Origin of the sequence: Allocoleopsis sp., assembly GCF_036703385.1 — a bacterium.
Taxonomy (GTDB): Bacteria; Cyanobacteriota; Cyanobacteriia; order Cyanobacteriales; family Coleofasciculaceae; genus Allocoleopsis.
In genome coordinates, this window is sequence record NZ_DATNPA010000671.1 from 1 (window position 1) to 4685 (window position 4685).

Consider the following 4685-nt stretch of genomic DNA (forward strand, 5'->3'; position numbering starts at 1 on the left):
AATTCCGACAGCCGTAGTACTGATAACTGGGATTGCGCTTTAGCACGCACTTATGACCGCATCGATCGCAAATAACAAGCCCCAGCTATCTGAGATATACTAATACCGAGCAGAAGGGGTGAGGTATCAGGTTCAGCCGAAATCTCTAGGTAATTTTCTGGTCGCTCTGCCAGTAAGCAGATAATAGGTTCATTGTCAAGGATGTATTTATCATCTTTGATGACATAACCCCAAGGCGCTCTTGTCCAAGCCACTTGATTGGTGCGACGGAAGTCAAACCCGTTCTTGACTCTCTCCCTGAGCATGCGCCGCTCGTGGACGGCAAACATAGCCTGCATATCCGCACTTAGCTCTCCAAAAGCTGTGCTCAGGTCAACTTCTCCTTGGTCCAGTAGGTGCAATTTGGTATTAGAGTCTCTTAGTATTGCCTTGAGTTCTAGATAGAGTAGTTCTTGCCTAGTGAGTCGATCCCATCTCGTGGCAACAATGAGCTCCACTTCACCCTGCTTCACTAAATCTAAGAGCTGCGTAAAAGCTTCTCTCTCTGCATTGGCTCCTGATTGAATATCGTGGTAGATCTCATCTACTCCAAACTGCTCAAGTCTATGCATTTGCTGCTTGAGAGCATTGTGGTCATCCGCTTGTTCCTGGGTTGACACTCGTGCATATCCGATGATACGGGCCATATTGACTCCTGAATGAGAACGATGGAAATTTGTGCACCTGTAATTCAAGTGACACCTGCACAAATCAGGTTCTTCCCGGTAGTAAAATTTAGGCTCTGTCAAGAAACAGATAGTCTTGAGATCTAGAAAGATTCTGAGAAACTGAGATGAACCGAAAAATCTCCTGGCTTCTGGACATGATGCTTTGTCTAATTGGGAAAAATGAGAGACGGTAAACTTTCTCGGTGATGAGAATTTAAGCCAAAAAGCTTTTTGGCTAATCACTTCACTTGCTTACCTGTACCCAGATTGACACGGATATCCGTCAATCGGGCGGTTTCGCATTAAAGGTTGTAAGCCTTACGTAGTAAGGGTTTCAAAAACTATTTGGGTCAGGGAGTACTAGGATCGTCTTTTTCCCTCTCCCTTGTCCGATTTGGCAGACAATTTTGTTACCGTCAACGTAGCAATCATGGCAATTCGGACTATCTACCGCTTGAATCCATCTACTTAGAGCGCTCAAAAAAGGCTTCCAGTAGTTATCGTTGAATCGATCTTGCTTCTCCAGGGACAGGGCTACTTCCATCAATCGATAAAAATGAAGTGATGTAGAGGGAGTAGCAGGGTTTTCTAGGTTTTTGAGAGCTTTGATAATCTGGTACAGGTGTTGAACGAAGGGCTTTTTCCCAATTGCATCGTTCGCCTGGATTTCCTGATGGTCTATGTTTTTAGCTTCCTGCATCAGTTGGAGATACCAGTCGGATGCATGGCGGTAGTGTTGAGTGTCGGGGTGTGAACAGTCGTGACATGAGATACACAGTTCAAGTGTCCTGAAAAATAGCTCTCCTCTAGGTTCAAGTAACTTGGCGTACTTGCGTTTGACAGGAATTTTGAGTTTGGGATTCCACTTCTTTTTGACAACCCAATACAGAGTAATGCGCCATTCACCCCCAGCCAAATCTATGTGTTGCTGGATGGCTGGTTGCAACAGGGGTGAGAGCGGCAAAGGTTGATCGAGCAAACGCATTGTCAAATCCCAGGGGTGAGGAATTCCATCCGTTGGTAGTCGCGGCATGATTCTCAGTCCCATTTGACTTCTTACTCCTGTTGAGTTGAGGTTTCTGGAGTTGGCACTGGAGCGAATTTTTCCGGGTTTAAGTTCTTTTTAGCCTTAAATGCCACTACTGTCGCCAACCAGAAGCGGATTGAGTCGGGTACTCTTTTTTGCAATCGCTCAACTGAAGTTCCTGCGCTAGATACTCCTCAAAGCTTACTCAGCATACTATCTCATGTGCGCCAGCCAAATTTAGATGCCTTTGCCCTGCACCTTGAAAGGGCTAGTCCTAGTTACTTTAAAGTTTTTTACGTCTTCATTTTTCCAAAGTCTAAAAGGAGTTGATTGTGGCATTTCTTCTAAAGAAAATTTAATAGTTCTGCTGACACTTTTGCCAACAACGTAAAATAGTAATAGGTCATACCGCAATATTTCTTAACTCATGAACTTCAGCGAGTTTCCGCCAAGGAGTCCCCCATATGAACAAGCTCAAGTGCTCGCAAACAGTCATCTTATTAATGCTCGCCGTTGTACTGTTTTTGATGATGCCTTACTTGAGCGCTCCACAGCTAGGAAATGCCTGGATTAGCCGTCTAGCTTTGGCATCTGAACTTACACCAGCTCCCACTCAAAAGCTAGCAGAAGTGGAACATCTGGCACAACCCCACTTGGCTAGTCCTACGAGTGCCAACACAACTTCATCCCTCGAGAATCAGAAAAGTCCAGCTTCGTACCGACCCGATGTCACATTTAAGCTAGAGACGAGTATTGGGGAAGGAAAATTAATCTTCTCTGGTGTTGGGAACAAAATTAACGGTATAGCTAACCCCGATTTAAAGATAAAAATTGGTGAGATTGTACAGTTAATTCTGGTGAATGGAGATGGCGCGGAACATGACATTGCTTTGCCCGATTTCAACACTTACTCGGATGCGGTAGTTGCTAAAGGAGCTAGTTCGGTGATTGTTTTCCGGGCTGATAAACAGGGAGTATTTCCCTATTTCTGCACAATTCCCGGTCACCGTCAAGCAGGAATGGAAGGTCGTTTGATTGTGATGGGTAAGGATGAAACTCAAAAAGCCACTTCGTCGAGCGCAAGCATCGTCCGCAATCCAACAGACTTACCCAAACCTATTAGCGAGCGCTTGCCCCAATTGGTGCGGGTAAACTTGGAAGCTGTGGAGTTGCAAGGAAAGTTAGCACCAGATACGACCTACAACTATTGGACGTTCAACGGCAAGGTGCCAGGTCCGTTTATTCGAGTTCGTCAGGACGATACGGTGGAGCTGCACTTAAAAAACAGCGCTGATAACCGGATGATTCACTCGATCGATCTCCATGCAGTTACGGGGCCCGGTGGTGGGGCAATCTTCACACAAGTTTCGCCGGGTCAGGAAAAAGTCTTCACCTTCAAAGCCCTCAATCCAGGATTGTTCGTCTACCACTGTGCTACGCCGATGGTGTCACACCATATTGCCAACGGCTTGTATGGCTTAATTCTAGTAGAGCCAACAGGCGGGCTGGTGCCGGTCGAGCGAGAGTTCTACCTGATGCAAGGGGAAATTTACACAGTTAAACCGTCAAATCAACCTGGCCCTAATGAGTTCAGTGTAGACAAACTGCTAGTCGAACAACCGGAATACTTTGTCTTTAATGGTGCTGTCGGAGCGATAACAACTGAATACCCATTACAAGCGAAGGTGGGAGAAACAGTACGGCTATATTTTGGTGTAGGTGGGCCCAATCATTCCTCGTCATTCCATGTGATTGGTGAAATTATGGATCGAGTTTACGACCAAGCTTCCCTGAGTTCCCCACCAAAAACTAATGTGCAGACCACCTTAGTACCGCCTGGTGGGGCTACAGTTGTGGAATTCCAACTCGACGTACCAGGGCGCTACACTTTAGTAGATCATGCTCTATCGCGTTTGGAACGAGGATTAGTCGGTTACCTGGTAGCTCAGGGACAACCGCATCCAGAAATATTCCATCAGGATGCAGCTCATAAATTGGAATGAGCAGAAAGTTCAGTCTCCGAGAAAAATACACCCGTTCTTTTCCCCCAAAGAAGGGGGGTGGGTCGGCGTAATGAACTTTCCGTAAAACGGAGTTTTGTACTAGGTTTTTTCATTGGCTTTTACGCTCTTTCTCTCGTTAGATTAACCCGAAAAACATTTGAGGGTTTTATCGATCGCATCGAGAGTGCCGTCATAAAGATGACAGCAATGGTACAGGATGTATTGATACTTTCTGTTGCTTCATCTCCATTCCCCTTGAAGCGTGAAAGCCGCCCAGTAAAAAGGGTCTTTCCATTGTGAATTCTGTAACATCTCAATCTGGGCGGCTCTTAGAGCCGTGGCTGGCTGTAATTTTTCTTGCAGCATCTTCTTGTAAAATCGGCTCATCAGTTCTGATGTGGCTTCATCATTCACGCTCCACAAACTGACCAGTACTCGTGGCGCACCAGCATACATAAAGCCTCTTGTCAAGCCAATCAATCCTTCTCCTTTGACCTCCTGCCCCAATCCAGTTTCACAGGCGCTCAGGACAACTAATTCCGATGGGAGGTTGAGGTTAAAGATGTCGTGGAGTGTCAGGAAGCCATTTTCGGGTGTACCCTTCTCATCGACTAGCGATAGTACCACACCTGATAATTCTGGATTCTTGCTGTTAAGAATACCGTGAGTGGCAAAATGTACAATTTGGTACTGACTGAGTACAGAGCTAGTGGCTAAAGCTCGACTGGCGGCAAAATCGAGAGCTTGCATTTCTTGTGCCGACGGCACTAGAGTCAAAATCCGCTCGGCCTCTTTCCGGGTAAAGGGCAAGCGATTGAATGTAATGCCTGATTCTCTCGCCGATGTTGTTAAGGCTTGGATGTTTAGGTCATTTGGGGTGACAGAGCGAGTTGCCTGTTTCTCCAGAGAGGGGCTGTTTGCTCGGCTTGATGTCTTGACTCGCCGATC

At 46.2% G+C, this 4685-nt stretch carries 4 protein-coding genes; 1 reads left to right on the forward strand and 3 read right to left on the reverse strand.

The window, feature by feature from the left end; all coding sequences use genetic code 11:
• Window positions 1-50: 50 nt before the first annotated feature.
• On the reverse strand, window positions 51-686 hold the full coding sequence (locus V6C93_RS38550; protein WP_333480652.1) for a recombinase family protein: 636 nt from the start codon (window positions 684-686) through the stop codon (window positions 51-53).
• Window positions 687-1041: 355 nt separating this feature from the next.
• Window positions 1042-1755 (reverse strand): hypothetical protein, encoded by a 714-nt coding sequence (locus V6C93_RS38555; protein WP_333480653.1) that lies wholly within the window; start codon window positions 1753-1755, stop codon window positions 1042-1044.
• 443 nt (window positions 1756-2198) lie between these two features.
• On the opposite strand from V6C93_RS38555, the gene nirK reads away from it, so the two are divergent.
• The gene (gene nirK / locus V6C93_RS38560; RefSeq protein WP_333480654.1) at window positions 2199-3737 is read left to right on the forward strand and encodes a copper-containing nitrite reductase; all 1539 of its coding nucleotides are present in this window, start codon (window positions 2199-2201) and stop codon (window positions 3735-3737) included.
• A 240-nt stretch (window positions 3738-3977) separates the two neighbouring features.
• On the opposite strand, the gene V6C93_RS38565 is transcribed toward nirK, so the two are convergent.
• Window positions 3978-4685, reverse strand: a 708-nt coding sequence (locus V6C93_RS38565) for a CHAT domain-containing protein (protein ID WP_333480655.1), incomplete at its 5' end; no start/stop codon positions are given.

Excerpts from the sequence above, each read along its gene's own strand:
- V6C93_RS38550 (WP_333480652.1), bottom strand. The coding sequence starts at position 686 with ATGGCCCGTATCATCGGATATGCACGAGTGTCAACCCAGGAACAAGCG.
- V6C93_RS38555 (WP_333480653.1), bottom strand. The coding sequence starts at position 1,755 with ATGGGACTGAGAATCATGCCGCGACTACCAACGGATGGAATTCCTCAC.
- nirK (WP_333480654.1), top strand. The coding sequence starts at position 2,199 with ATGAACAAGCTCAAGTGCTCGCAAACAGTCATCTTATTAATGCTCGCC.